The 21,993-nt window shown below is 69.1% G+C and carries 21 protein-coding genes; 10 read left to right on the top strand and 11 right to left on the bottom strand.

Translation table 11 applies throughout. The features are described from left to right. Positions 1 to 6: 6 nt before the first annotated feature. Both B0I29_RS43570 and B0I29_RS43565 read right to left on the bottom strand, forming a co-directional pair. Entirely contained in the window at positions 7 to 1,935 is a 1,929-nt protein-coding gene (locus B0I29_RS43570) for a sensor histidine kinase (protein ID WP_111655065.1), read from the bottom strand. 668 nt (positions 1,936 to 2,603) lie between these two features. After that, positions 2,604 to 3,494, bottom strand: coding sequence for a LysR family transcriptional regulator (locus tag B0I29_RS43565; protein WP_111655064.1), 891 nt, complete (start codon positions 3,492 to 3,494; stop codon positions 2,604 to 2,606). 86 nt (positions 3,495 to 3,580) lie between these two features. On the opposite strand from B0I29_RS43565, the gene B0I29_RS43560 reads away from it, so the two are divergent. Then, entirely contained in the window at positions 3,581 to 4,891 is a 1,311-nt protein-coding gene (locus B0I29_RS43560; RefSeq protein ID WP_111655063.1) for an aspartate aminotransferase family protein, read from the top strand. A gap of 9 nt (positions 4,892 to 4,900) precedes the next feature. Here the strand turns inward: B0I29_RS43560 and B0I29_RS43555 are convergent, their stop codons facing one another. Next, a complete protein-coding gene (locus B0I29_RS43555; protein WP_146617098.1) occupies positions 4,901 to 5,674 on the bottom strand; it encodes a hypothetical protein in 774 nt (257 codons plus the stop codon). Between the two features lie 102 nt (positions 5,675 to 5,776). On the opposite strand from B0I29_RS43555, the gene B0I29_RS43550 reads away from it, so the two are divergent. From B0I29_RS43550 to B0I29_RS43535, 4 genes are all read left to right on the top strand, one after another. Next, on the top strand, positions 5,777 to 6,013 hold the full coding sequence (locus B0I29_RS43550) for a hypothetical protein (RefSeq protein ID WP_111655061.1): 237 nt from the start codon (positions 5,777 to 5,779) through the stop codon (positions 6,011 to 6,013). A 137-nt stretch (positions 6,014 to 6,150) separates the two neighbouring features. After that, entirely contained in the window at positions 6,151 to 7,752 is a 1,602-nt protein-coding gene (locus tag B0I29_RS43545; RefSeq protein ID WP_245973198.1) for a methyl-accepting chemotaxis protein, read from the top strand. A 53-nt stretch (positions 7,753 to 7,805) separates the two neighbouring features. Then, complete coding sequence (locus B0I29_RS43540) at positions 7,806 to 8,645, top strand: helix-turn-helix domain-containing protein (protein WP_111655059.1); 840 nt, start codon at positions 7,806 to 7,808, stop codon at positions 8,643 to 8,645. Next, positions 8,642 to 9,208: a cysteine hydrolase family protein gene (locus tag B0I29_RS43535; protein ID WP_111655058.1), complete on the top strand. Its 567-nt coding sequence runs from the start codon at positions 8,642 to 8,644 to the stop codon at positions 9,206 to 9,208. Before B0I29_RS43540 ends, B0I29_RS43535 begins: the two co-directional genes overlap by 4 nt. Here B0I29_RS43535 and B0I29_RS43530 read toward each other — a convergent pair. After that, on the bottom strand, positions 9,176 to 9,469 hold the full coding sequence (locus B0I29_RS43530; protein WP_146617097.1) for a DUF3040 domain-containing protein: 294 nt from the start codon (positions 9,467 to 9,469) through the stop codon (positions 9,176 to 9,178). The two genes, B0I29_RS43535 and B0I29_RS43530, sit on opposite strands and share 33 nt — an antisense overlap. Positions 9,470 to 9,579: 110 nt before the next feature. Here B0I29_RS43530 and ctaD point away from each other — a divergent pair, with 110 nt between their 5' ends. Next, a complete protein-coding gene (gene ctaD, locus B0I29_RS43525) occupies positions 9,580 to 11,337 on the top strand; it encodes an aa3-type cytochrome oxidase subunit I (protein ID WP_111655056.1) in 1,758 nt (585 codons plus the stop codon). A 10-nt stretch (positions 11,338 to 11,347) separates the two neighbouring features. Here the strand turns inward: ctaD and B0I29_RS43520 are convergent, their stop codons facing one another. Next, positions 11,348 to 12,436, bottom strand: a complete 1,089-nt coding sequence (locus B0I29_RS43520; protein ID WP_181558285.1) for a Clp protease N-terminal domain-containing protein — start codon at positions 12,434 to 12,436, stop codon at positions 11,348 to 11,350. 132 nt (positions 12,437 to 12,568) lie between these two features. Here B0I29_RS43520 and B0I29_RS43515 point away from each other — a divergent pair, with 132 nt between their 5' ends. Then, complete coding sequence (locus tag B0I29_RS43515; protein ID WP_111655054.1) at positions 12,569 to 13,129, top strand: DUF1990 domain-containing protein; 561 nt, start codon at positions 12,569 to 12,571, stop codon at positions 13,127 to 13,129. Here the strand turns inward: B0I29_RS43515 and B0I29_RS43510 are convergent. Next, the gene (locus B0I29_RS43510; protein ID WP_111655053.1) at positions 13,062 to 13,751 is read right to left on the bottom strand and encodes a class I SAM-dependent DNA methyltransferase; all 690 of its coding nucleotides are present in this window, start codon (positions 13,749 to 13,751) and stop codon (positions 13,062 to 13,064) included. The two genes, B0I29_RS43515 and B0I29_RS43510, sit on opposite strands and share 68 nt — an antisense overlap. 90 nt (positions 13,752 to 13,841) lie before the next feature. Between B0I29_RS43510 and B0I29_RS43505 the strand changes: the two genes are divergently transcribed. Together B0I29_RS43505 and B0I29_RS43500 are read left to right on the top strand one after the other, a co-directional pair. Then, positions 13,842 to 14,393, top strand: coding sequence for a thymidine kinase (locus B0I29_RS43505; RefSeq protein ID WP_181558283.1), 552 nt, complete (start codon positions 13,842 to 13,844; stop codon positions 14,391 to 14,393). Between the two features lie 41 nt (positions 14,394 to 14,434). Beyond that, positions 14,435 to 15,112: an RlpA-like double-psi beta-barrel domain-containing protein gene (locus B0I29_RS43500; protein WP_111655051.1), complete on the top strand. Its 678-nt coding sequence runs from the start codon at positions 14,435 to 14,437 to the stop codon at positions 15,110 to 15,112. Here the strand turns inward: B0I29_RS43500 and B0I29_RS43495 are convergent. The 5 genes from B0I29_RS43495 to B0I29_RS43475 form a co-directional block, all read right to left on the bottom strand. Further along, complete coding sequence (locus tag B0I29_RS43495; RefSeq protein WP_111655050.1) at positions 15,099 to 15,854, bottom strand: alpha/beta fold hydrolase; 756 nt, start codon at positions 15,852 to 15,854, stop codon at positions 15,099 to 15,101. The genes B0I29_RS43500 and B0I29_RS43495 overlap by 14 nt on opposite strands. A gap of 173 nt (positions 15,855 to 16,027) precedes the next feature. Further along, positions 16,028 to 16,651 carry a TetR/AcrR family transcriptional regulator gene (locus B0I29_RS43490; RefSeq protein WP_111655049.1) on the bottom strand — a complete coding sequence of 208 codons (624 nt, stop codon included), beginning with the start codon at positions 16,649 to 16,651 and terminating at the stop codon, positions 16,028 to 16,030. Positions 16,652 to 16,661: 10 nt separating this feature from the next. Next, entirely contained in the window at positions 16,662 to 19,217 is a 2,556-nt protein-coding gene (locus tag B0I29_RS43485) for a family 78 glycoside hydrolase catalytic domain (protein ID WP_111655048.1), read from the bottom strand. A gap of 147 nt (positions 19,218 to 19,364) precedes the next feature. Further along, a complete protein-coding gene (locus tag B0I29_RS43480) occupies positions 19,365 to 20,006 on the bottom strand; it encodes an ester cyclase (protein ID WP_111655047.1) in 642 nt (213 codons plus the stop codon). A gap of 191 nt (positions 20,007 to 20,197) precedes the next feature. After that, complete coding sequence (locus tag B0I29_RS43475) at positions 20,198 to 20,644, bottom strand: MarR family winged helix-turn-helix transcriptional regulator (protein ID WP_111655046.1); 447 nt, start codon at positions 20,642 to 20,644, stop codon at positions 20,198 to 20,200. A gap of 64 nt (positions 20,645 to 20,708) precedes the next feature. On the opposite strand from B0I29_RS43475, the gene B0I29_RS43470 reads away from it, so the two are divergent. Next, positions 20,709 to 21,992, top strand: a complete 1,284-nt coding sequence (locus B0I29_RS43470) for an MFS transporter (RefSeq protein WP_111655045.1) — start codon at positions 20,709 to 20,711, stop codon at positions 21,990 to 21,992. Position 21,993: the final 1 nt, after the last annotated feature.

Here is a 21,993-nt window from a genome sequence, read left to right as displayed (position 1 = left end):
CGACGATCAGGACCCGGACAGCGATGACGGCACCTCCTCCTTCACGGAAGACGACGAAGACATCCCGTCGAGCAACGATCGCATGGCGGTGAGAGCCTGCCGGGCCGCACCCAGCACACCGTTCAGATCGCCGCGTTCGGCCGCTTCCGGCAGCTCCGCGGCATGCCGGAGAACGTCCGCGCGCAGGCCGTCGGCGATCCGGGTCCGTTCGGCGAGGGCCTGAGCCTCAGCGCCGGCCATCGCCAGCGCCACCCCGCCTTCCTCCCGGTGCCGGCGCAGCTCCCGGCGGCGACGGGTAGCGACACCGGACCACCAGGACGCGAACATCAGCGGCCCCAGCACCACACTGACCAGCACCGTGAACACCCCGGTGAGCAGCACCATCGCGACAAAACCTCCTGAGCCGGCTCCCATCATCGTGGCGAGCGCCAGCACCGAGAGCACGGTCACCGCCGGCGCGATCCAGGTCAAACCGGGCCGCCCACCGTGATCACCAGCGGCGTGCACCGCGACCAGCTCCGCGCCCGCGCTGAACAAAAACAGCCATCCGAGGTCCTGCGGCACGACACCGGTGAAGTACAGCAGCGGGCCGAGCCACGCCGTCGCGATCACCGCACCGAGCACCTGCCAGGGAAAACGCCGCCGCCACCAGAGCGGCGCCGCGTGCGCGATCATCGCGGCCAGCACCAGCCACCAGACCGTCGCCGGCAGCACCTCCGAGGCCAGGCCGCCGAGCGGCAGCAGCAGGACCAGCAGAATCAACCCCGCGTCGAGCACGCCGCGACTGGCCGCCAATCTCCGGAACCGGCGGCCTGCGGCGCCGGGAACGCCGCGCGGCACATGCGCTCTCACTTCCCAACCCCCTTGGGTACGCGGACCGGCCCGCAAAGTTCCGCCCAGCGCCGCCGCCCGTTCCCGCATCCCGGTTACTCCGCGTCCACCGCCGAGCCCGGTTGCCCCGGTCGACTCCGCACCTGGGCCACGGTCCTCGACGACCAGTTCAGCGCCGCTTTCGGCGTACCCGAAATGAAGGGTGACCGAACCGCCGGGCGCGTAACGCAGGGTGTTGGTGAGCGCCTCGCGCGCGATGCCATGCATCGCCTCGGCGATGTCGGCCGGAGGCTCGCCGTCCGGGAGGCTGAGCGTGAGCTGCTGGCCGAGCGTGCTGAAGTCCTGGGCTAATTCGGACAGCGTCGGCACGGTCTCGTCGACCTCCGAGCCCGCCGGCATGATCGTGACGAGGCGGCGCAGCGCGCCGAGGGTGTCCCGGCCGGTGCGCGCGGCGAAGCGCAACGCCTCGTCCCGCAGTTCCGGACGCTGATCGCCGAGCAGCTGCGCGGCCTGCGCGTTGACCACCACGGAGGTGAGGTGGTGGGCGGTGACGTCGTGGAGTTCGCGGGCGAGGCGGCGCCGCTCGGCGTCGGCGGCCTCGCGGTGTGCCTGGCGGGCGGCTTCGAGGCGGAGAACGGCCGCGGCACGGTCGGAGTTCCACCTGCCGCGAACCCGGCCGAACGCGGCGACGACGGCGTAGACACCGGCCATGACGATCGACCCGAACGGCCCCTCCCAGGTGACCACCGACTGCCAGATCGCCAGGCCGGCGACGGCCAGCAGCGTGGTCCGGGCCGGTTCGCGGACGGCGACGCTGAACAGCGCGATCATGTCGGCGACCGCGATGATCAGGACCGCGTCACCGTCGACGTACAGGTACTGCCCGTCCGGCGCGGCAAGGGTCCCGACGGTGATCCCGGCGACCACGACGCCGAGGGCGTGCAGCGGCCGTTGCCTGCGGAGACCCAGCCCGGCGGCGGTGACCAGGGTCGCGGCGACGACCACGGCAGCGCCTCCGGCGGGCACCGGATCGTCGCGCAGCAGCGGCAGAACCGGCCAGTAGACGATCTGTGCGGCGGCGATCAGGGCGGGCAGGATCCACATGGTGGCCTCACAGTAGAGGCCGCTTCTCTATCCATGGTTAGGGGCCGGTTTCCGACCAGGCGGTGGCCTTCACGATGATCGTGGTGTTCCTGCCGACGACGCTGCTGGCGGCCCGCTGGTTCCAGCACCGCCCGGCCGGGCCGCTGTCGTCGATCGTCGGGCGGCTACGGATCCGCTGGCAGTGTCGGTGGCGTGCCTGGCGTTGTTGCCTTCCTCTTCTTTACGGGATGTGGCTTTTGTCGGGTGGGGACCGTTCCTAGCCGCGACCATCGTCCTGCTGCTCGTGGTCCCGGTGCAGGCTGGCCGGCCGATGCCGCTTGCTTGGTGGCGGGGTTGTCGCGGGCGAGCCGTAGCTCAGATACGTTTTCGCACCCGGATAACAGGTCTGGGCTACGGCTCGCCGGCCTGAGCCGTAGTCCAGACCTGTTCTGAGGCCCGGATTACACGTCTGAGCTACGGCTCGCCGCGACGACTCCAAGATCCGCGGTCGGTGACTCGGGATTTCATCGGACACATCGGAGTCGAGTCGGGGTGGGGATCGCACCCGACTCGACACGCGGAGCAGAGCTTCGTCGAGCTCACCCCTGGCAGATCTCGGCAAGCTCGGGCCGAAAGCGGGCGGAGCTTGCCAAGATCGCAGCTAGAGCACGCGGCAACGGCTGTGGCGGTCAGGCCTCGCGGGTACGCAGAGCGGTAAGCACCGCGGTCACCTCGGGGCGTGGGGTGGACGGGCGGCGGACCGCGGCGGTGATCCGGCGGGTCAGCGACGGGCTCAAGGGCCTGGTCGCCACCCGGTAACGCGGATCCACCGCCAGTTTCGGGAGCATCGCTATCGAGCGGCCGTTCTCCACGTGCTGCAACGCCAGCATGTAGTTGTTGAAACGGCAGATCACCGTGGGCTCGAATCCCGCCTCCCGGCACAGTCTCGTGGCCAGCTCGGACATGTACGACCCGGCCACATCGAAGCTCCAGCGCTGGTCGGCGCAGGACTCCAGGGTGACCGCCTCGGCGCCGGCCAGAGGGTGTTCCGGGGGCAGGACCAGCACGATCGCGTCCTCGCCCAGCGGGACCAGGTCGATCGCCGGGTCGAGTTCGGCGCCGGCGAAGTCCGCGGTCGTGATGATGAGGTCGACGTCGCCGCGGCGCAGGGCCGGCATGCTCTCGTGCGGTTCCAGCTCCAGCAGGACCACGGTGACGTCCGGATGGCGGGCCGCCAGATGAGCGACCGCCGGTTCGGCCAGGGCGTGGACCGCGCTCTGGAACGCGGCGACCGTGACGGTTCCGGCCGGTTCGTCGGCCAGGCCGCGCAGTTCGGCCTCGGCGGCGTCCATGGCGGCCAGGATCTCCCGGGCCCGGCCGGCCAGCAGCACCCCGGCGGCAGTCAGGCGGACGCGGCGGCCGGTGCGTTCGATCAGCGCGGTACGCGTCTCCCGCTCCAGCGTCGCCAGCTGCTGGGACACCGCGGACGGGCTCAGGTTGCCGCGCTGCGCGACGGCTCGGACCGTGCCGTACGTCGCCAGGTCGGCCAGCAGGCGCAGCCGCCACGGGTTGAGGGCCATGCCCCGGGACTGTACGGGTTTGCTTAACAGAGCCTTGAGAAATGTGAGATGGACGTAACGCTCATACAAAACTTAGCGTCGACGGCATGGCTGACAACTTCTGGTCCGACGCCGAGCGTCACCTGGTCCGCTACATCGGGGCGGGACGATTCGTCCCAGAGATCATCGAGCGTGCCGAGGGCAGCTTCGTCTACACCGCCGGCGGCCGCCGTCTGCTCGACTTCACGTCGGGGCAGATGAGCGCCATCCTCGGGCACTCGCATCCGGCGGTCGTCGCCACGATCCAGCGGCAGGCCGCCACCCTCGATCACCTGTTCAGCGGCATGCTCAGCCGCCCGGTGGTCGAGCTGGCCCGGCGGCTCGCCGAGTCGCTGCCCGAGCCGCTCAGCAAGGTCCTGCTGCTCACCACCGGCGCCGAGTCGAACGAAGCGGCGATCCGGATGGCGAAACTCGTCACCGGACGCCACGAGGTCATCTCGTTCGGCCGATCCTGGCACGGCATGACGCAGGCGGCGGCAAGTGCCACCTACAGCTCGGGGCGCAAAGGGTACGGTCCTGCGGCCCCCGGGAACTTCGCCATCCCCACTCCCAACGCCTATCGGCCGGACTTCACCACGCCCGACGGTGAGCTCGACTGGCGGCGGCAGCTGGAGTTCTCGTTCGAGCTGTTCGACGCCCAGTCGGTGGGCAGCCTCGCCGCCTGCATCGTCGAACCGATCCTCAGCTCCGGCGGGGTGATCGACCTGCCGCCGGGCTACCTCGCGGCGCTGCGCGACAAGGTGCACGAACGCGGCGGCCTGCTGATCCTCGACGAGGCGCAGACCGGCCTGTGCCGCACCGGCGACTGGTACGCCTTCCAGCGCGACGACGTGGTGCCGGACATCCTGACGCTCTCCAAGACGCTCGGCGCCGGCCTCCCGCTGGCCGCGGTGGTGACGAGCCCGGAGATCGAGCAGACCGCGCACGAGCGGGGTTACCTCTTCTTCACCACCCACGTCTCCGACCCTCTCGTGGCGGCGGTCGGTAACACCGTCCTCGACGTGCTGGAGGCCGACCACCTCGACAAGCAGGCAGCAGTGCTGGGCGCGTACACAAGGAAGGGTTTGACTGAGATCGCGGACCGGCACACCGTGGTCGGGGACGTGCGCGGCCGGGGTCTGCTCGTGGGGCTGGAGCTGGTGCTCGATCGCCAGAGCAAGCGACCGGCGGACGAGATGGGCGCGGCAGTCACGCAGCGCTGCCTGGAGCTGGGCCTGCACATGAACGTGGTGCAGCTGCCCGGGATGGGCGGGGTGTTCCGGATCGCGCCGGCGCTGACGTCGACGACCGCGGAGCTGGATCTCGGCCTGGAAATCCTCGACCAGGCGATCGGCGACGTAGCACCCAAGTTCGTCTGAACCCCGGCGCTAAGCGGAAGGGGATTCCGGGCCAGAAGGAGGCAGGGGCGCCGGCGCAGCGGGACCCGGCAGTCGCCAGTCGATGAAGAAGACGCCGACCATCAGGCAGATCCCGATCAGATAACAGCCGCACAGCCCGAAGTTCAGGAGTCCGTTCCAGATGATCGGGAAACCGACCGTGCTGTTGAGGGCGATCTGGTCAGCGATGAGGCCGGCCGTGGCGACGATCGTGTTGGGGAGCAGGAACAGCACCCCCGCGGCGGCGAACACGGTCGGCTTCAGGCTCAGTCTCCGGCGGCCCAACAGGCCACCGATCACGGCGCCGGCCAGCCAGCCAAGGATCGACAGGACGATCGCCGCCATCGGGGCGGCCCGCTCGATCCGGACGCGGACGAGGCCGTCGCCCTCGACGACCGCGCTCAGCCGCAAGTCCTCCTTTACCGCTGTGTGATCACCCCCGACCCGCCAGCCGTCCTCCCGCACGTGGGTGAAGAGCGGTCCCAGATCCGTGACGGCCTCCGTGGTTTCGAATATGACGAAACCCGGGCCGAACGCGTCCTCGGTGCCGAAGATCCAGGGCATCGGCGTGGCGCGCTCGTCAGCCCAGGTCGCGATGGCGTCGTCACGCCAGAGTTCACCCTCCACGCCGAGCGGCGCCACGACGGAACGCATCTCCACATCGGTCGGCAGGTCGCCGGCGAACCGCCACCCCAGCCAGGAACCGGCGCTGGCAAGCAGGGCCGCAAGGGTCAGCCCGCAGATCAAGGACTTCAGCACAGACACGGCCGCATCGTATGTCTGCTTGGCGACACGAACCCCAACGGTGCATTGACACCCGTGATGACTAGGCGCAACGCTGATGATCGAGTCCCCGGGGAGGTTGGGATGGGCGGATTCATCCTCGGTGCAGCCATCGCGCTCTTCATCGGAATGCGCCTGGCTCGCCTGATCGACGGCAACAAGGGCGCCCGCGCCGGATACAAGAAAGCAAAGGGCACCGACCTGGCCGGCGCGCGGAAGAAGGCGAACGGTGCGTTCTTCGCGCTGATGCGCTTCGCCTTCCTGCTCCTGCTCGTCCTGGCCGCTGTCCTATACGGCTGGATCAGCGCCAACGCGGCCTGACACCCGGCATGACCGGTCACCCCTTTCAAAAGATCAAGACCGATTTCGTACGCCCAAAGCCCCGGCACCCCGGGCTCCCGGGGCCGATTTCGCCCGTTGACCTGAACAAGCTCGCCCCACAGTGCGAACGTGAGACCGTGACCGGACGGAGTTCTCGCTGGCTGACCGATCGGCGCGTCGGCACGAAGATCATGTTCGCGGTGCTGGTCGTCGCGCTGCTCGGCGTCGCCGATGGCCTGTTCGCGATGGACAGCCTCGGCGAGACCAACGATCAGGTGAAGGCCGGTTATCAGCACAGCCTGGAACTGGAGACGATCGGCAACCTGCGCAGCGCGGTGAACCGCAGCTGGCTGGCGGTCACCGACGACCTGCTCGCCACCGACGCCGCCGCCCGCACCACCGCGACCGAGGCCCTGGCCGCCGCCGAGGACGATGTCGACGAGTTCGCGGACACCTACGACGGGTACCCGATCGACGCCGCAGCCGCCGGTGCTCTCACGGCGTTCCGTACCGCCTGGTCGGGCTATCGCGACGTTCTGGAGAACACCCTGCTGCCGCTGGCCGCGACCGGCACCCGGGCCCAGGTCAACGCGGTACGCACCGAGCAGATCACCCCGCTGATGACCGAGGTACGCACCCAGCTCACCACCCTGGCCGACCTGACCGTGGCCGGCACCGCCGACCAGGAGAACAGCGCGGAGAGCCTCTACCAGTCCACCAAGTGGCGGGTCGCGATCATGCTGAGCCTCAGCGCGCTGGTCGGCGTGGCTCTGGCCGTGGCGACGAGCCGGATGATCGTACGCCCGCTGTCGCGCTGCGTGACCGTGCTGCACCGGATCCGCGACGGCGACCTGACCGCCCGCGCCGACGTCACCGGCAACGACGAGGTGGGCCAGATGGCCGACGCCCTGAACCACACCGCCGAGGCGATGGACCAGATGGTCGGCCGGGTACGCGACAGCGCCGACGTTCTCGCCTCCGCCTCCGAAAAGCTCTCCACCGTCTCGTCCGAGCTGTCGGTCTCTGCCGAGGAGACGTCCGCGCAGGTCAGCACGGTCTCCGCGTCGGCCGGGCGGGTGTCCGACGGCGTACAGGCGGTGTCGGCCGGCGCCGAGGAGATGGGCGTGTCGATCCGGGAGATCGCGAACAGTGCGAACGAGGCGGCCGGCGTCGCCGCCGAAGCGGCCCGCACCGCCGAGACCACCAATTCCAGCGTGGCCCGGCTCGGCGAGGCGTCGACCCAGATCAACACGGTCGTCGCGCTGATCACCTCGATCGCCGAGCAGACGAACCTGCTCGCCCTGAACGCCACCATCGAAGCCGCCCGGGCCGGCGAGATGGGCAAGGGCTTCGCCGTGGTCGCCGCCGAGGTCAAGGACCTGGCTCAGGAGACCGCCCGCGCCACCAGCGAGATCACCGCCCAGGTCGCGGCGATCCAGGCCGAGTCGGACGGCGCGGTCCACGCCATCGGGCAGATCGCCCAGGTCATCGCCACGATCAACGACTACGCCACGACGATCGCCGCCGCGGTGGAGGAGCAGACCGCCACGACTGCCGAGATCGCCCGCAGTGTGGGTCAGGCCGCCGAGGGCTCGCACGCGATCGCCGACAACATCGCGGGGGTCGCTCAGGCCGCTCAGCAGGTCACCTCCGGCGCGTCGGACACCCGCAAGACCGCTGCCGAGTTGGCGCGCACCGCTGCTGACCTTCAAGCCACCGTGTCCGCGTACCGAACCTGACGGGCAGTGACAGTTCCTCCCAGGAATGACCACCGCGGCCTATCGTCGGGCCCGTGACTGTCCGAGACGAGATCCGGGATTTCCTGCTGTCCCGCCGCGCGCGGATCTCCCCCGAGCAGGCCGGCCTGCCCCGGCACGGTGACCGCCGGGTCGCCGGCCTGCGCCGCGAGGAGGTCGCGCAGCTGGCCGGGATCAGCGTCGAGTACTACACGCGCCTGGAACGCGGCAACGCGCGCGGTTACTCCACCGAGGTCCTCGAGGCCGTCTGCCGGGCGCTGCAGCTCAACGACGCCGAGCGCGAGCACCTGTTCGACCTGGTACAGACCCCCGCGGCACCGGATCCGGCAAGCACGGTGCGGCCCGGTCTGCGGCGCCTGCTCGACACGATGACCAGCACACCGGCGTACGTCTGGAACCGCCGCCTCGACATCGTGGCCGCCAACCCGCTGGGCCGAGCCCTGTTCGCACCGCTCTTCGACAGCCCGGCTCAGCCCGTCAACCAGGCGCGGTTCCTCTTCCTCGACCCGTTCGCGCCGGCGTTCTTCCCCGAGTGGGAGCTGCTCACGCACGATGCCGTTGCCGTGCTGCGCACCGCCTCCGGCCGCCGGCCCACCGACGAGCGGCTGGCCTCCCTGGTGGCCGAGCTCGCTGCGGCCAGTCCCGCTTTCCACGATCTTTGGAGCGCGTACGACGTACGGCACAGACGCACCGGTGTGAAGCACTTCCATCATCCGGTGGCCGGGCCGCTGACCGTCGACTTCGAGTCGATGACCCTGCCCACCCACCCGGGCCTCTGCCTTTCCGCGGGAACCACCGAGCCGGGTTCACCCTCGGCAGCCGCGCTCCAGTTCCTGGCGAACTGGGCTCCAGTGATCAAGATGGGATCCGAATGACCAACTCCGCTCTGCTCGTGATGGACGTCCAGCTGGCCGTGGTGGCCCGTTACCCGGACCCGGATTACCTGCCCCGGCTGCGTACCGTGATCGCCGGGGCCCGCGCGGCCGGCCTGCCGGTGATCTACCCGGTGGTGGGTTTCCGGCCGGGAGCGCCCGAGGTGGACCCGCGCAACCGGATGTTCGGCGGGCTTCGCGGCCGTGACATCCCGGCGGCCGCGAACGACGTGCACCCCGAGGTCGCCCCGGAGCCCGGCGACATCGTCGTCACCAAGCGGCGGGTGTCCGCGTTCGCCGGAAGCGACCTGGACATGCTGCTGCGCGCCCAGCGCATCGAGCACCTGGTGCTGACCGGCATCGCCACCAGCGGCGTGGTCCTGTCCACGCTGCGGCAGGCCGCCGACCTGGATTACCAGCTCACCGTGCTGGCCGACGGCTGCCTCGACAACGACCCCGAGGTGCACGCGGTGCTGACCGAACGGGTTTTCCCGGCCCAGGCCGAGGTCCGGACCGTTGCCGACTGGCTGTCCTCAGCTGCGGTTCTCTCCTCTGCGGTGGCGTAACACCAGCACCACGACGACCGTCACCGCGGCCAGGTCGGCCACGATCAGCGCCGCGGTCGGTCCGAGAAACAGCCCGACGAACGGCAGCGCCAGGAACACGGTCACCAGCAGCAGCGGCACGATCGGGAACGGGCGGCCGCGCGGGGCCCGCCGGGCGCGCATCCGGCGGGCAAAAGCCGGGTCGCCGGTGATCAGCCGCTGCTCGATCTCCGCGAGTGCGCGGCGATCCTTCTCCTCCAGCATGGCTACTAGCACTACCACCGGGGACTGGGAAATGGTCTGGATGCGGCGATCCAGCCCGAAATGCGGCGAGAGAAGCCTATAACAGGGGGTGAGCTAGAGATCTTCGTGTGCCAAGCTGAGGAGCTTGCATGACCACCGTCGCCCCACGGCCGACCGTTACACGACCCCGAGCGGTACGCCGTCAGGTGAAGGGCTCGGCCCTCGCCCGGATCATTCGCACCACGGACGCGAAGCAGATCGGCATCATGTACATGATCACTTCGGTGATCTTCTACATGGTCGGCGGCCTGATGGCGCTGCTGATGCGTGCGGAACTGGCCCGGCCGGGTATGCAGATCCTCTCGCCGGAGCAGTTCAACCAGCTGTTCACCATGCACGGCACGGCGATGCTGCTGTTCTTCGCGACGCCGATCGTGTTCGCGTACGGCAACTACGTCGTACCGATCCAGATCGGCGCGCCGGACGTGGCGTTCCCGCGGCTGAACGCGTTCGCGTACTGGCTGTACCTGTTCGGCACGCTGACCGCGATGAGCGGCTTCATCACGCCGGGTGGCGCGGCCGACTTCGGCTGGTTCGCGTACTCGCCGCTGAGCGACTCGCTGCACTCGCCCGGCATCGGCGGTAACGCCTGGGTCGTCGGCCTGGCGATCTCGGGTCTGGGCACGATCCTCGGCTCGGTCAACCTGATCACCACGATCCTGACCCTGCGGGCGCCCGGCATGACGATGTTCCGGATGCCGATCATGTGCTGGAACATGCTGGTCACGGCACTGCTCGCGGTGATGGTCTTCCCGTTCCTGGCGGCCGCGCTGTTCGCCCTGGCGGCCGACCGGGTGCTCGGCGCGCACGTCTTCGACTCGGCGACCGGCGGGCCGATGCTCTGGCAGCATCTGTTCTGGTTCTTCGGCCACCCCGAGGTGTACATCATCGCGCTGCCGTTCTTCGGCATCATCACCGAGGTCATCCCGGTCTTCAGCCGCAAGCCGGTCTTCGGCTACAAGGGCCTGGTCGCCGCCACCCTGCTGATCGGCGCGCTGTCGATGAGCGTGTGGGCGCACCACATGTTCGCCACCGGCCAGGTGCTGCTGCCGTTCTTCAGCTTCCTGAGCTTCATGATCGCCGTACCGACGGGCATGAAGTTCTTCGTCTGGATCGGCACCATGTGGCGAGGCCAGATCAGCTTCGAGTCGCCCATGCTGTGGGCGGTCGGCTTCATGGTCACGTTCCTGTTCGGCGGTCTCTCCGGCGTGCTGCTGGCGGCCCCGCCGATCGACTTCCACGTCTCCGACTCGTACTTCGTGATCGCGCACTTCCACTACGTGCTCTTCGGCACGATCGTATTCGCCGTGTTCTCCGGCATCTACTTCTGGTTCCCCAAGATGTACGGCCGCTACCTGGACGAACGCCTCGCCAAGGTGCACTTCTGGCTCACCATGATCGGCTTCCACAGCACGTTCCTGGTCCAGCACTGGCTCGGCACCAAGGGCATGCCCCGCCGGTACGCCGACTACCTGCCGACCGACGGCTTCACGTTCCTGAACACGTTCTCCTCGATCGGCTCCTTCATCCTCGGCATCGCCACGCTGCCGTTCATCTACAACGTGTGGAAGTCCTACAAGATGGGCGTCGTGGTCACCGCGAACGACCCGTGGGGCCACGGCAACTCCCTGGAGTGGGCCACCACCACCCCGCCGCCGCTGCGCAACTTCGACCACATGCCCCGGATCCGCTCCGAGCGCCCCGCCTTCGACGAGAAGTTCCCGCACCTGGCAGCCGGCGAGCAGTCCCTGGCCGGCCCGCCGGAGGGCGGCGCACGCCCGCTGACCTCAGAGTCCGACGGCGGCGCCACCTACAAGGAAGAACGAGGCGGCAAGAAGAAGCGCTGACCGCTCCTGCTCACTTCAGGCGGCTGCCCGGCGAGGGCGGCCGCCTGACGCGTTCCCGCAGGACGTCCTCCACCTCGGCGGGATCGGCGCCGTGCTCACGCAGCAACCGGCGGCCGGTGTCGTCCGGGTCGGTCAGAACCGCGTGCAGAAGCTCGGCCCCGCCGGCATCGCGCGCGCCCCGCGCCGCGTCAGCGGCCCTCGCGGCCGCGACAGTCCACGGCGGGTTCCGCGGATTGGTGCGCCAGCGCCGCCCTCGCCGCCGCGTCACCAGCTCACCCTCCTGCGACATCGCGGCGACCGTCACCGCCACCAGCTCGCGATCCAGCACGAACGGCCGCAGCAGAAACCCGCCATGGTCACCGGCCGCCCGAAGCCCGGTGGCCGCCATCTGCTCCTCCAGCGAGAGCACCGCCAGAACCAGGTGAACCAGCGTGGTCCGGTCATGCCCCAGCCGAACCGTCTCGGCAACCGCCTCACCCTCCAGAAGAAACAGCGCCGGACTGGCCTGAGCAGCCAACCGCAGGACCGCGCCGAGCAACCGGATCCGCATCCCCGGCGACGACGCGGCCTCCCCCGCGCCGCGCTCCCCCGGATCGGCCAGCACGCCGAGGTCACGCATCATCACCGCGAGCAACCGCCGGGGCGGCTCCCCATCGAACGACGGCCACAACTGCCCCGCGACAGCCGTCATCCGCTCGAGATCGACCCGCTGCCACCGGGCAAGCCGCCGAGCCGCACTCCCCGCATCCTCGAAGATCGCCTCCAGCAGATGATCCGAACCCAGCCACGGCGCCTCTCGCGCAAGCGCGATCGCCACCGCGAACCGCAGCGCGTCACGCACCTGCCCGGTCCATCGAGGCGCTTCGGTACGCCCGAACCCGAACTCCGCCCAGTGCACCTCCCGCAGAGTCCGCTCCACCTCAAGCTCAGCCTGCACCGGAATCGAGAAGGTCCCGCCCACCCGCCCGGGCCCGCCCTCCGGATCAACCGGCCGCATCCGCGCCAGCCCTGGCACCTGACGCAACGGCGCATACCCCTCGACCAGCCCGATCAGCAGGGCGTCAGTGCCGATCTCCGGCAACCGGAGCTCAGCAGCCACCCGGCACGCTCGTCGCAGCACCCGGTAGGGCCCACCACCCACTTCGATGAGAATCAGCCACCACCGCCCTCCCCGCACCCCCATGGTTCGCGAGGCGCGCAAGGGACCTGCGGCCCTACTACGCTGATCTCTATGCGGCGGGATGATGCGAGCGATGCCGGCCTCACCTATCCGGAGGTCGGGGCCACCCGCGACGACCAGATGCCGCCGGGGTACGGCCACGTGGAGCGTGATGTCGTGATCGGCAGCGGCCGCGCGGTGTTCGAGCGGGCGGCCGAGGCGCTGTTCAGCTGGCAGATGCACCGCGGGACCGGTCTCGGCGTCCGCAGCACCGCCGCGAGAGCCGCCACCGGCGTGGTCGTGACACTGCGCGCCGGGTTTCTGACGATCCCGTGCCGCGTCGTCTACACCGTCGAGACCGGCGACCGCCGCGGCTTCGCCTACGGGACACTTCCCGGCCATCCCGAGCGCGGCGAGGAAGCGTTCCTGATCGAGCTGACCGAAGCCGGCGACGTGCGCGTACGGATCCGGGCCTTCAGCCGGCCGGCGACGCTGCTCGCACGGGCCGGCGGGCCACTCACCCGCCGGTTTCAGGAGTTCGTGACCGACCGGTACGTGACCGCGCTCAGGAAGGCTTCCGGGCGAGCAGCAGGGAGCAACGAGGATCCGGCAGCTCCGCCACCGACACGGTGAAGCCGGCGGCGGTCAGGTCGTGCCTGACAGCCGCGACCGGGGTGGTGCGGTAGTACATGACGAACGGTGGGCGGATCACCGCGTTGCGGACGCGCATCGCGGTGTCGAAGCCGAGAGTCGCCCAGTGCCAGGGCGAAGTTATCGGCGGCGGCGAGCCGAGGGGCAGCGCGAACAGGCCGCCGGGCCGCAGCGCCCGGTGCACCCCCGCGAAGAGCGCCGGCCGCTCGGACGGCAGGAAATGGCCGAGCGCCCCAAAGCTCACCGCCAGGTCGAACTCGCCGTCGAACGGCAGCGCCCGGGCGTCGGCCCGCACCAGCGTCGCCTCCGGGCAGGCCTCCCCCGCCTGCGCGAGCATGCCGGCGCTGAAGTCGACGCCGGTGATCCCTTCCGGACACAGTCCCCGCAGAACCGACAGCCCGGCGCCGGTGCCGCAGCAGACGTCCAGCCCTCGGCCGAACGGGCCCAGGCCGCTCAGGTGAGCTGCGGTCGCGTCGAGCAGCGACGAAGGCGTACGAAAGGGGGTGTGGTCGAATTTCGGGGCCAGAAGGTCGTAGCCACGCTCGACCGACGACAACGCCTGGACACACAGCTCACGCAGCGACGGACCCCGGGGTGAGAACACCGCCCGAGCCTACTGGTTCGAGGCGGGCCGGCGTCATAGCTGGTGGGGCCGCCACGACGGGGCTGGAGCGGCTGTGGCACGGTCTTCGCCATGGATCTCACGTTGATCGTCGGCCCGATGAAGGGCGGCAAGTCGCTGGAGATGATCAGCCTGCTGTCGCCGCTTCAGCATGCCGGCATCCCGCACCGCATCTACCAGTCGGCGCGGCACGGGCGGGACACCGCTGTCACCTCGCGTTCCGGTGGCAGCCTGCAGACCGTCAAGGTGAACAGCCTGGCCGGCGCGGCCGAGGGTGACGTCGAGGTGATCGGTGTCGACGAGATCCACATGTTCACTGTCGACGACATCGCGGTGCTGGGTGTCGCGGTGCGGTCCGGCGTCAAGGTGGTCGTCGCCGGGATCGACCTGGATCACCGGGGTCAGCTGTTCGCCCCGGTACGCGCACTGTTCGAACTCGCCCCGGAAAAGGTGATCTATCGACGGGCGGTGTGTGACGTGTGCCGTTCGCTGGACGCCACGCACACGCAGGTTCTGGAGAGCGGCAAACCGTTCATCCGGGAGCTGGCGCCGTCGACGGCGCTGCCGGACGACGGCACGTACACCTACGAGGCCCGCTGCCGGCGCTGCGTCGTGCTTCCCTGAATCAGCATATTTCTGGATAAGTCGCTTGCGATGCTGACCAGGTGCGCATCCTTCTGACCCTGGTGATCGTCGCAGCGCTGGCCGGCTGCGGCGAAACCGCGGGCGAGGGCCGGAGCGTGGAGGCCTCTGAGACACCGAGCATGACCAGCACCACCACCACCTCGAAGAAAACGACCATAGAAACCAGTGAAGACTGGGAGATCACCGTCTACTACACCGCCGTCGAACGCTTTCACGACGGCGACCCGACCGCAGTGACCGGCTGCACCGTCCTCGACTGCGTCAACGGCACCGACGACCTCGGCACCTACCCCGCCGACTTCGTCCAGGCCGTCGAGGACGAGGGCACCGGACAGACCACGTCCGGCCAGTACCTGAACTGGTCCTACGACATCGGGTACTGGCTCGACTCCACCCCACGGACCAGCGACGGCGGAGCACTGACCCCGTTCGTCTCGTCCGCCGCCGACCCGAGCGTCCTGCCGCAGGGCACCGCGTTCACGATCACCGGATGCGGCGCCCAGGACGACGGCTCAGCCCCGGACGCCGACGTCTGCGCCACGCTCCAGGACGCCGCGTGGCGGATCTCCGACGAGTTCACGCCCGGGCTCGGCGGCGCAAAGCACATCGACGCCTACATCGGCCCGGAGACCGGACCCGATTTCACCGACTCCGCGTGGTACATCACCCTCACCGGAGCCACCATCACGACAGGATGAGACCCACCTGCTTCGGGTACGCGAGATGCGGAAAATGCCCACCCTCCAGCACGGTGATCTCCAGTTTCGGCAGGGAACTCCGGAGCCATTCCGCGTACCCAAGCTGGGGCGGTGAGGTGGTCACCCAGCTGTAACCGATCTCGCGGTCCGCGAGGGCCGTCAGGTCCTTGCGGCGCTCCTCCTCGATCTCGGCGTCGGTGCCGCGCAGGATCTCCTCCCAGTAACCGAGGAGCAGGTCAGCGCGGGGGCGTGAGGTACGTTCGACGAGCGCCCAGGCGGCGGTCGGCAGGGAGTCGATGCCCATGCCGTCGAGCAGTTTGTCCCAGATCGTCCGCCAGGCGGGGCTGCGCAACTCGGGCTCGGACTGCCGGACCAGAGTGCCGAAATCGCCGGGCAGCAGTGGCTGGTCGAGGTTCACGACGCCGCGCGCGGGGTGCCGGGCGGCGAAGGTCGTGGCGATCACGGCTCCGACGGAGTGACCGACAATGATCGGCGACTCGAGCCCGGCGGCGAGGATGGCGCGCTGGACGAGGTCGGCGACGGCCGTCATCCGATAGGTGGACTGGCTCGGTGACTGGCCGTGGCCGGGCAGGTCGAGCGTGAGGACGCGGCGGCCGGGCAGCTCGGCCAGCAGCGGCGCCCACTGCCGGCGGTCGAACGTGAGCCCGTGCAGAAGGACGAGCGGCGGTTTGTCCCCGACCGGCCCGCCCAAAGTTCCCGCTAATTCGTCAAAAATCGCCATTTATCTTCTCCAGCCGCCCGGTCGACGGATTACGCCGCGTGGAGCGGAAAGTTCGGTCTGATGGCATCGCACCGGAACGGGACACCCGTGCCTGACCCCGGCGCACCACCCTAAACCCTCGCTATCGTCGATGACAGCCCAAACGGCCGAGGTCACCAGGAGTTCATGGGTCGTCAGAGGCCGGCGCCGTCCGCCGTTATCGTCCGGGCGAGCCGGTCCAGATGCGTCCGCGCCGCGGCGACCAGATCGAGTTCGCCGCCGCTGAGCACCCACTGCAGTTGAAGCCCGTCACTGACCGCGATGCACTCCCGGGCGACGGCCGTGCAGTCCACGTCCGCGCGGAACTCACCGCTCTCGACCGCCCGTCGCAGCAGCCCGGCGAGCCCGTTGATCGCGGTGTCGTAGCGTTCGGCGAACAGCGCGTGCGCCGGGCTGGACGTGTCCGCGGCCTCGGCCGACACGATCACGAACAGCTCGATCAGCCCGGGTTCGGCGAGCTCGCGCTCGGTCACCCCGGCGAGCCGGCGCAGCACGTCGCGGCCGGTCGCGTCGGCCGGCGTCTCGTCCAGCCACCGGGCGGTGGTCAGGATCCGGCGCTCGACGACGGCCAGAAGCAGGTGTTTCTTCGACGGGAAGTGGTGCAGCAACCCGCCCTCGGTGAGGCCCACGTCGGCGGCGATCCGCGACATCGCGGTCCGGTGATAACCGCCCTTGGCGAAATATCCGGTCGCGGCCTCCAGGATCGCCTCACGCCGGGCGACCCCCACGCTATAACTGCCTTGGGTACGCCTGGACATGGCCGAAACGCTAGCGCACAGGCACGTGATGAGTTCCGGGCCCGAGCGCCGTGACGCCACCGGGCAGGCGTACCTCGGCGCTGGTTCCGGGCGGCACGGTGACCGTGACCTCGGCGTGGTTCCACGCGACGCGGATCAGCCCGTACGGCGACTCGTGCCGCGCGGACGCCCAGCTCAGCGACGGTCCGGGCACCGGCTGGACCAGGAACCGCCGGTAACCGGGCTCCAGCGGGCGCAGCCCGGCCACGTGCGTGTGCAGGAACGAGATGACCGCGCCCTTGCTGTAGTGGTTGAGCGACATCCCGGCGCCGTCCCAGCGTTCCCAGACGGTGGTGGCGCCGCGGTCGACCATCTCCAGCCAGGACGGCACACCGGTCGACAGGAGCAGTTTCCACGCCAGGTCGGGGTGACCGTTGTCGGCCAGGGTCGGTAGCAGCAGGCCGGTGGTCAGGAAGCCGGTGCCGAGGTGGTTGCCGGCGCTTTCGATCAGGGCGGCGAGGTGGCCGGCGACGGCTTCGCGCTGTGCTGGTGGGATCAGGTCGAAGGCGAGGGCTCGCACGTAGTTGGCCTGGGTGGGGATGGTCAGACTGCCGTCGGGCAGCAGGTATTCGATCTGCCAGGCCTCGCGGGTCTTGTCGGCGAGGACGCGATAGGTCTCGTCTTTGTCGATGAGGCCTTCCATCTCGGCCAACCGGCGCGCCGACAGATGCAGATATGCCGTTGCCACTATCCCCTGGTCAGCCCCGAAATCCAGGTGCGGCTCGACTCCGGGCTCCAGCCACTCCCCGAAGTGAAAACCCGTGTCGAACAGGAACTCCTCGTGCGGCTTCGGCTCGGCGGAGTCGGCTTCCCGGGACGGATGGCGCCGCGACGCCGCCGCCAGCGCACACCGGTCCACCCACGCGCGCATCGCCGGATAGAACTCGGCGAGCACCCCGCGATCTCCGTACGCCTGGAACAACTGCCACGGCACCAGCGTGATCGCGTCGCCCCAGCCGGCCGATCCGTTCGTCGCCCGCATCGGACCGCCGCCACCCGGATCCGGCGAGACGTTCGTGATCGTCCCGTCGTCCCACTGATCAGCGGCCAGGTCACGCAGCCACTTCGTGCTGAACGCGGCGACATCGTGCGTGAACGCCGCCGACGGCTGAAAGATCTGCCAATCGCCGGAGAAACCGGACCGTTCCCGCTGCGGGCAGTCGGTCGGGATGTCGCAAGCGTTGCCGAGGAAGCTGCGTACCGCGATCTCGTGCAGCCGGTTCAGCCGGTCGTCGGAGCAGGCGAACGCGCCGATCTCGGCGAGGTCGGTATGCACGACGATCCCGCGCACGTCATCCACATCCAGCGGGCCGGGATGCCCGTCCACCTGCACATATCGAAATCCGTGGGTGGTGTGCCGTGGCTCGAACACGTCACCGGGCACACCGGCCGAGATCACCTGGTCGACCTGCCCGGCCGGCTTCCATCCGCCGGTCGCGAAGTCCGGTGCCCGGAGATGGTCAGTCGTGACCGAACCGTCGGCTGCCAGGGACTCGCCGTGGGTCAGCGTGATCGTGGTGCCGTCAGGACCGAGATTGATCAGGCGGGTCCAGCCGTTGACGTTCTCGCCGAGGTCGACGACGTGCGCACCGCCGGGCAACGCGGTCACCGACGTCGGGACGATCTCGCGGATCCGCCGGACGGGTGGGGCGTTGGGGATTACCAGGCGGGCTCGGTCGGCGTACCCATGGCCCTCGGCAAGCGTGACCGGCGACCAGCCGCCGCCGGATCGCCGAGCGTGCGCCGCACGCAGGTCCTCGCGCTGTCCATCCATCAGGTCGGCGGTGAACCAGGCCGGCCGCGACTCCCACCCGAGTCCGGTTCCGATCACGGCGTCACTCACCCTGAGTTCGGCGAGCAAGGCCGTCCGTGTCCCAAACCCATCAGGAGTACGCGTAAAGCCGTGCCGCCCCCGAAACCACCCGTCGGACAGCACCGCCTCAAGGACATTGCGCCCCTCGCCAAGAAGGCTGGTCACGTCGTATTCACAGACTTGCAGGCGCTTGCGATAAGCGGTGAACCCGGGCGTCAGCTCGTCGTCACCAACCCGCACACCGTTGCAGAAGAATTCCACGATCCCGTGCGCGGTGAACCGCAGCCGAGCCTTCACAATCGGGCCGTCAAGGGTGAAAGCCCGCCGCAGAACCTGCGCGGGACGCTCACCGGCCTCGGCGATCTCGGGTTCGTGCGGCTCGATCCACACGGCTTCCCAGGCATCAGGCGGGGTGGCGCGCTCCCAGGAAGCCGGCGCCGACCAGTCACTGACGCCGAGATCGGTGCGGACCCGGACCCGCCAGGCGATCCGCTCCCCCGCCGAGGGAACCGGCCCGGTCCACGGCACGAGCACACTCTCCGGCGAGACGATCCACGGCGACTCCCAATCCCCGGCGGACCACTGAAAGGCCTGCTGACCAACGGCGCCATCCGGCAGCCACCAGGACAACCGGGGCCGGGCGGCCTCGATCAACGGGGTCGCACCGGCCGGCGCGTGCTCAACCCGCAACCGGGTGCAAACGGTCTCGTTCATGGGAACTCCAGGCGTGCCGAAGGTCCCGCAAGCATGCCCGCCAAAAACCGAGTCCGCTAGGTTTTGGAGGAGAGATTCGCCGGGGATCACGACCGAGGGCGGCGGCGATCGGCCACGTTCTGCCGGGGCCGCCGCCCACAAGAGTGATCAGTGCGCGATCGGGCAACCACCGGTCAAAGTGCTGAGGAACTGGTTCGGGTCGTAATAGTGCTCGACCTCCAGCAACTTCAGGTCATCGTCCACCTTGGCGATGCTCATCCCGAACATCTCGATGGTCTTCCCATTCGGCTGATAGCCGTGGTACTCCCCGTCGAAAGCACCCCAGTGCCGCCATTTGAACGTCACCACCGGCGGCGGGCTGAGCACCTGCAGAACCTCCCAGTAGAACCCGTTCGGAAACGCGCCGTGGAAGATGTCGTGCTGGCTGTCGAACGACTCCTTGCCCACCGCGTAGAACGGCGAGTTTCCGATGAGGACGTTGTAGGAGCCCTGGTCGGCGATGTCCTGCGCGGACGCCCACGGACCACCGTTGATGTTCGTGCGGAAATGCTCGGTGACCATCGAGACCCACGTCGCCGGGTCCTTCTTGTGCGAGACCTCCATCTCGAAGACCTGCACGATCGACTCGACGATCGCCTCCAGCGAGCCGGGCGCGTGGTCGGTGCTGCGCTGCTCCGGCATCACGACGTGCGACAGGTGGTAATCGGGGGTGCCGTGCCGGAACTCGCTCGGGTCGGCGGCTTCCACGACGGCCGTCCGGCCCTGCAACCACAGCGGCGTTTCAGACAAGGTTGTGTCCTTCCATGAAGGGCAGGGGGCTCCGAGGCGTCGCATGATGGTTACCCCCCGTAACTCAGGCGGTGATCACCATATCCACAGAGGACACTCCCTGTAAGACCGCAAATTCACAGTCAAAGGCCTTCTTGGGTACGCATATGCGAGGCAAAACAATGTCGAAACATGGCGGCAATACCCGGTACTCAGTCCTGACTCGCCTCGGCGGCCCGCGCAAGTCTTTCCAGGGCGGGAATCGCGCGCACGATGGCCGCACTGTCCTCGGCCCCCAGATGACCGAAGAGCTCGTCGAGCGTCGCCACGTAGTGGGCGTGCGTCCGGGCGATCACGTCGCGCCCCTCCTGAGTGATCTCCACGAGCACACCACGGCCGTCGGCCGGGTCGGGCGCCCGCTGGACCAGCCCGCTCTTCTCCATCCGGCCGACCAGCTGGGTCATGCCGGGCTGAGAGGCACGCTCGAGCCGGGCCAGATCGGTCACCCGGCCGGGACCGTCGTTCGCGAGGCGGCGCAGCACGGCGAGGGAGACCGCGCTCGGATTGTCCGGACTGTCGAGCTGTCGCAGGAAACGCACCAGCTGACCGAGCACGGGCAGCAACTGTGAGCCACGACTCGTACCCTCTGGATTTTCCATAACGCCATTATGCATCTAACGTTGCACCTGCCCGATCCTTTTCTTGCCTTCGCGGAGGTGCCCGGTGAGCGGCAACACGCTCTTCAAACAACCACGAGCCGTGTACGCGGTCGCATTCGCCTGTGTCGTCAGCTTCATGGGCATCGGCCTCGTCGATCCGATCCTTCCCGCGCTCTCCGAGAAGCTGGACGCCACACCCAGCCAGGTAAGTCTGCTCTTCACCAGTTATCTGCTGGTCACCGCGGTGGCGATGCTGTTCACCGGCTGGGTCGCCAGCCGGATCGGCGCGAAGGCCACCCTGATCAGCGGCCTCGCCCTGATCGTGGTTTTCGCCGCGCTCGCCGGCCTCTCCGGCTCGATCAACGGCATCGTCGGGTTCCGGGCCGGCTGGGGACTCGGCAACGCCATGTTCATCGCCACCTCGCTCGCCGTCATCGTCGCGTCGGCGACCGGCGGATTCGCCGGCGCGATCGTGCTCTACGAGGCCGCGCTCGGCCTCGGCATCGCCGCCGGCCCGCTGATCGGCGGCCTGCTCGGCGACATCAGCTGGCGCGGCCCGTTCTTCGGCGTATCGGTGCTGATGGCGATCGCCCTGATCGCAACGGTTGTGCTGGTCGAGCCGACGCCGAAGTCCGCGCAGCCCACCCCGCTGCTCGCCCCGATCAAGGCGCTGCGGCACCGGAGCCTGCTCACGATGGGCATCACGGCGCTGCTCTACAACTGGGGCTTCTTCACGATGCTCGGTTACGCGCCGTACCCGATGGAATTGAGCGCGATTCAGCTCGGCTTCGTCTTCTTCGCCTGGGGTCTGCTGCTGGCCTTCTTCTCCATCACCGGCGCGCCCTGGCTGCAGCGCAGGTTCGGCACCGCGCCCTCGCTGTACGGCGCCCTCACCACGTTCGCCGTGCTGATCCTGCTGATCGGCCTGTTCGCCGACGTCCGCTGGGCGGTCATCGCCTGCGTGATCGCGTCCGGCATCGTGGCCGGCATCAACAACACCCTCACCACCCAGGCGGTCATGCTGGTCGCCCCGGTCGAGCGCCCGGTCGCCTCCGCCGCGTACGGCTTCGTCCGCTTCATCGGCGGCGGCCTCGCCCCGTTCGCGGCCGGCAAGATGGTCGACCACTGGAACATCCACGTCCCGTTCCTGGTCGGCGCCGCGGCGGTCCTGCTGGGCGTGGCCGTCCTGACCACAGGCCACCGCCGCCTCGCCGAAGCCGACGCCACCATGGCCGCCGAGTCCCCGCACGGCTCCCCCGACGCCGTGGCAGGCGAGATGGCCGACGAGTTCGGCGGCGCCCCCGACGCCATCGACTACCAGAAAGAAACCGAACGCACCGCCCGCTGAC

The sequence above is a fragment of the Actinoplanes lutulentus genome, assembly GCF_003259845.1.
Taxonomy (GTDB): Bacteria; Actinomycetota; Actinomycetes; order Mycobacteriales; family Micromonosporaceae; genus Actinoplanes; species Actinoplanes lutulentus.
This window is presented reverse-complemented; position numbering and strand designations above follow the sequence as displayed.

Excerpts from the sequence above, each read along its gene's own strand:
- B0I29_RS43570 (WP_111655065.1), bottom strand. The coding sequence starts at position 1,935 with ATGTGGATCCTGCCCGCCCTGATCGCCGCCGCACAGATCGTCTACTGG.
- B0I29_RS43565 (WP_111655064.1), bottom strand. The coding sequence starts at position 3,494 with ATGGCCCTCAACCCGTGGCGGCTGCGCCTGCTGGCCGACCTGGCGACG.
- B0I29_RS43560 (WP_111655063.1), top strand. The coding sequence starts at position 3,581 with ATGGCTGACAACTTCTGGTCCGACGCCGAGCGTCACCTGGTCCGCTAC.
- B0I29_RS43550 (WP_111655061.1), top strand. The coding sequence starts at position 5,777 with ATGGGCGGATTCATCCTCGGTGCAGCCATCGCGCTCTTCATCGGAATG.
- B0I29_RS43535 (WP_111655058.1), top strand. The coding sequence starts at position 8,642 with ATGACCAACTCCGCTCTGCTCGTGATGGACGTCCAGCTGGCCGTGGTG.
- ctaD (WP_111655056.1), top strand. The coding sequence starts at position 9,580 with ATGACCACCGTCGCCCCACGGCCGACCGTTACACGACCCCGAGCGGTA.
- B0I29_RS43515 (WP_111655054.1), top strand. The coding sequence starts at position 12,569 with ATGCGGCGGGATGATGCGAGCGATGCCGGCCTCACCTATCCGGAGGTC.
- B0I29_RS43505 (WP_181558283.1), top strand. The coding sequence starts at position 13,842 with ATGGATCTCACGTTGATCGTCGGCCCGATGAAGGGCGGCAAGTCGCTG.
- B0I29_RS43495 (WP_111655050.1), bottom strand. The coding sequence starts at position 15,854 with ATGGCGATTTTTGACGAATTAGCGGGAACTTTGGGCGGGCCGGTCGGG.
- B0I29_RS43490 (WP_111655049.1), bottom strand. The coding sequence starts at position 16,651 with ATGTCCAGGCGTACCCAAGGCAGTTATAGCGTGGGGGTCGCCCGGCGT.
- B0I29_RS43485 (WP_111655048.1), bottom strand. The coding sequence starts at position 19,217 with ATGAACGAGACCGTTTGCACCCGGTTGCGGGTTGAGCACGCGCCGGCC.
- B0I29_RS43475 (WP_111655046.1), bottom strand. The coding sequence starts at position 20,644 with ATGGAAAATCCAGAGGGTACGAGTCGTGGCTCACAGTTGCTGCCCGTG.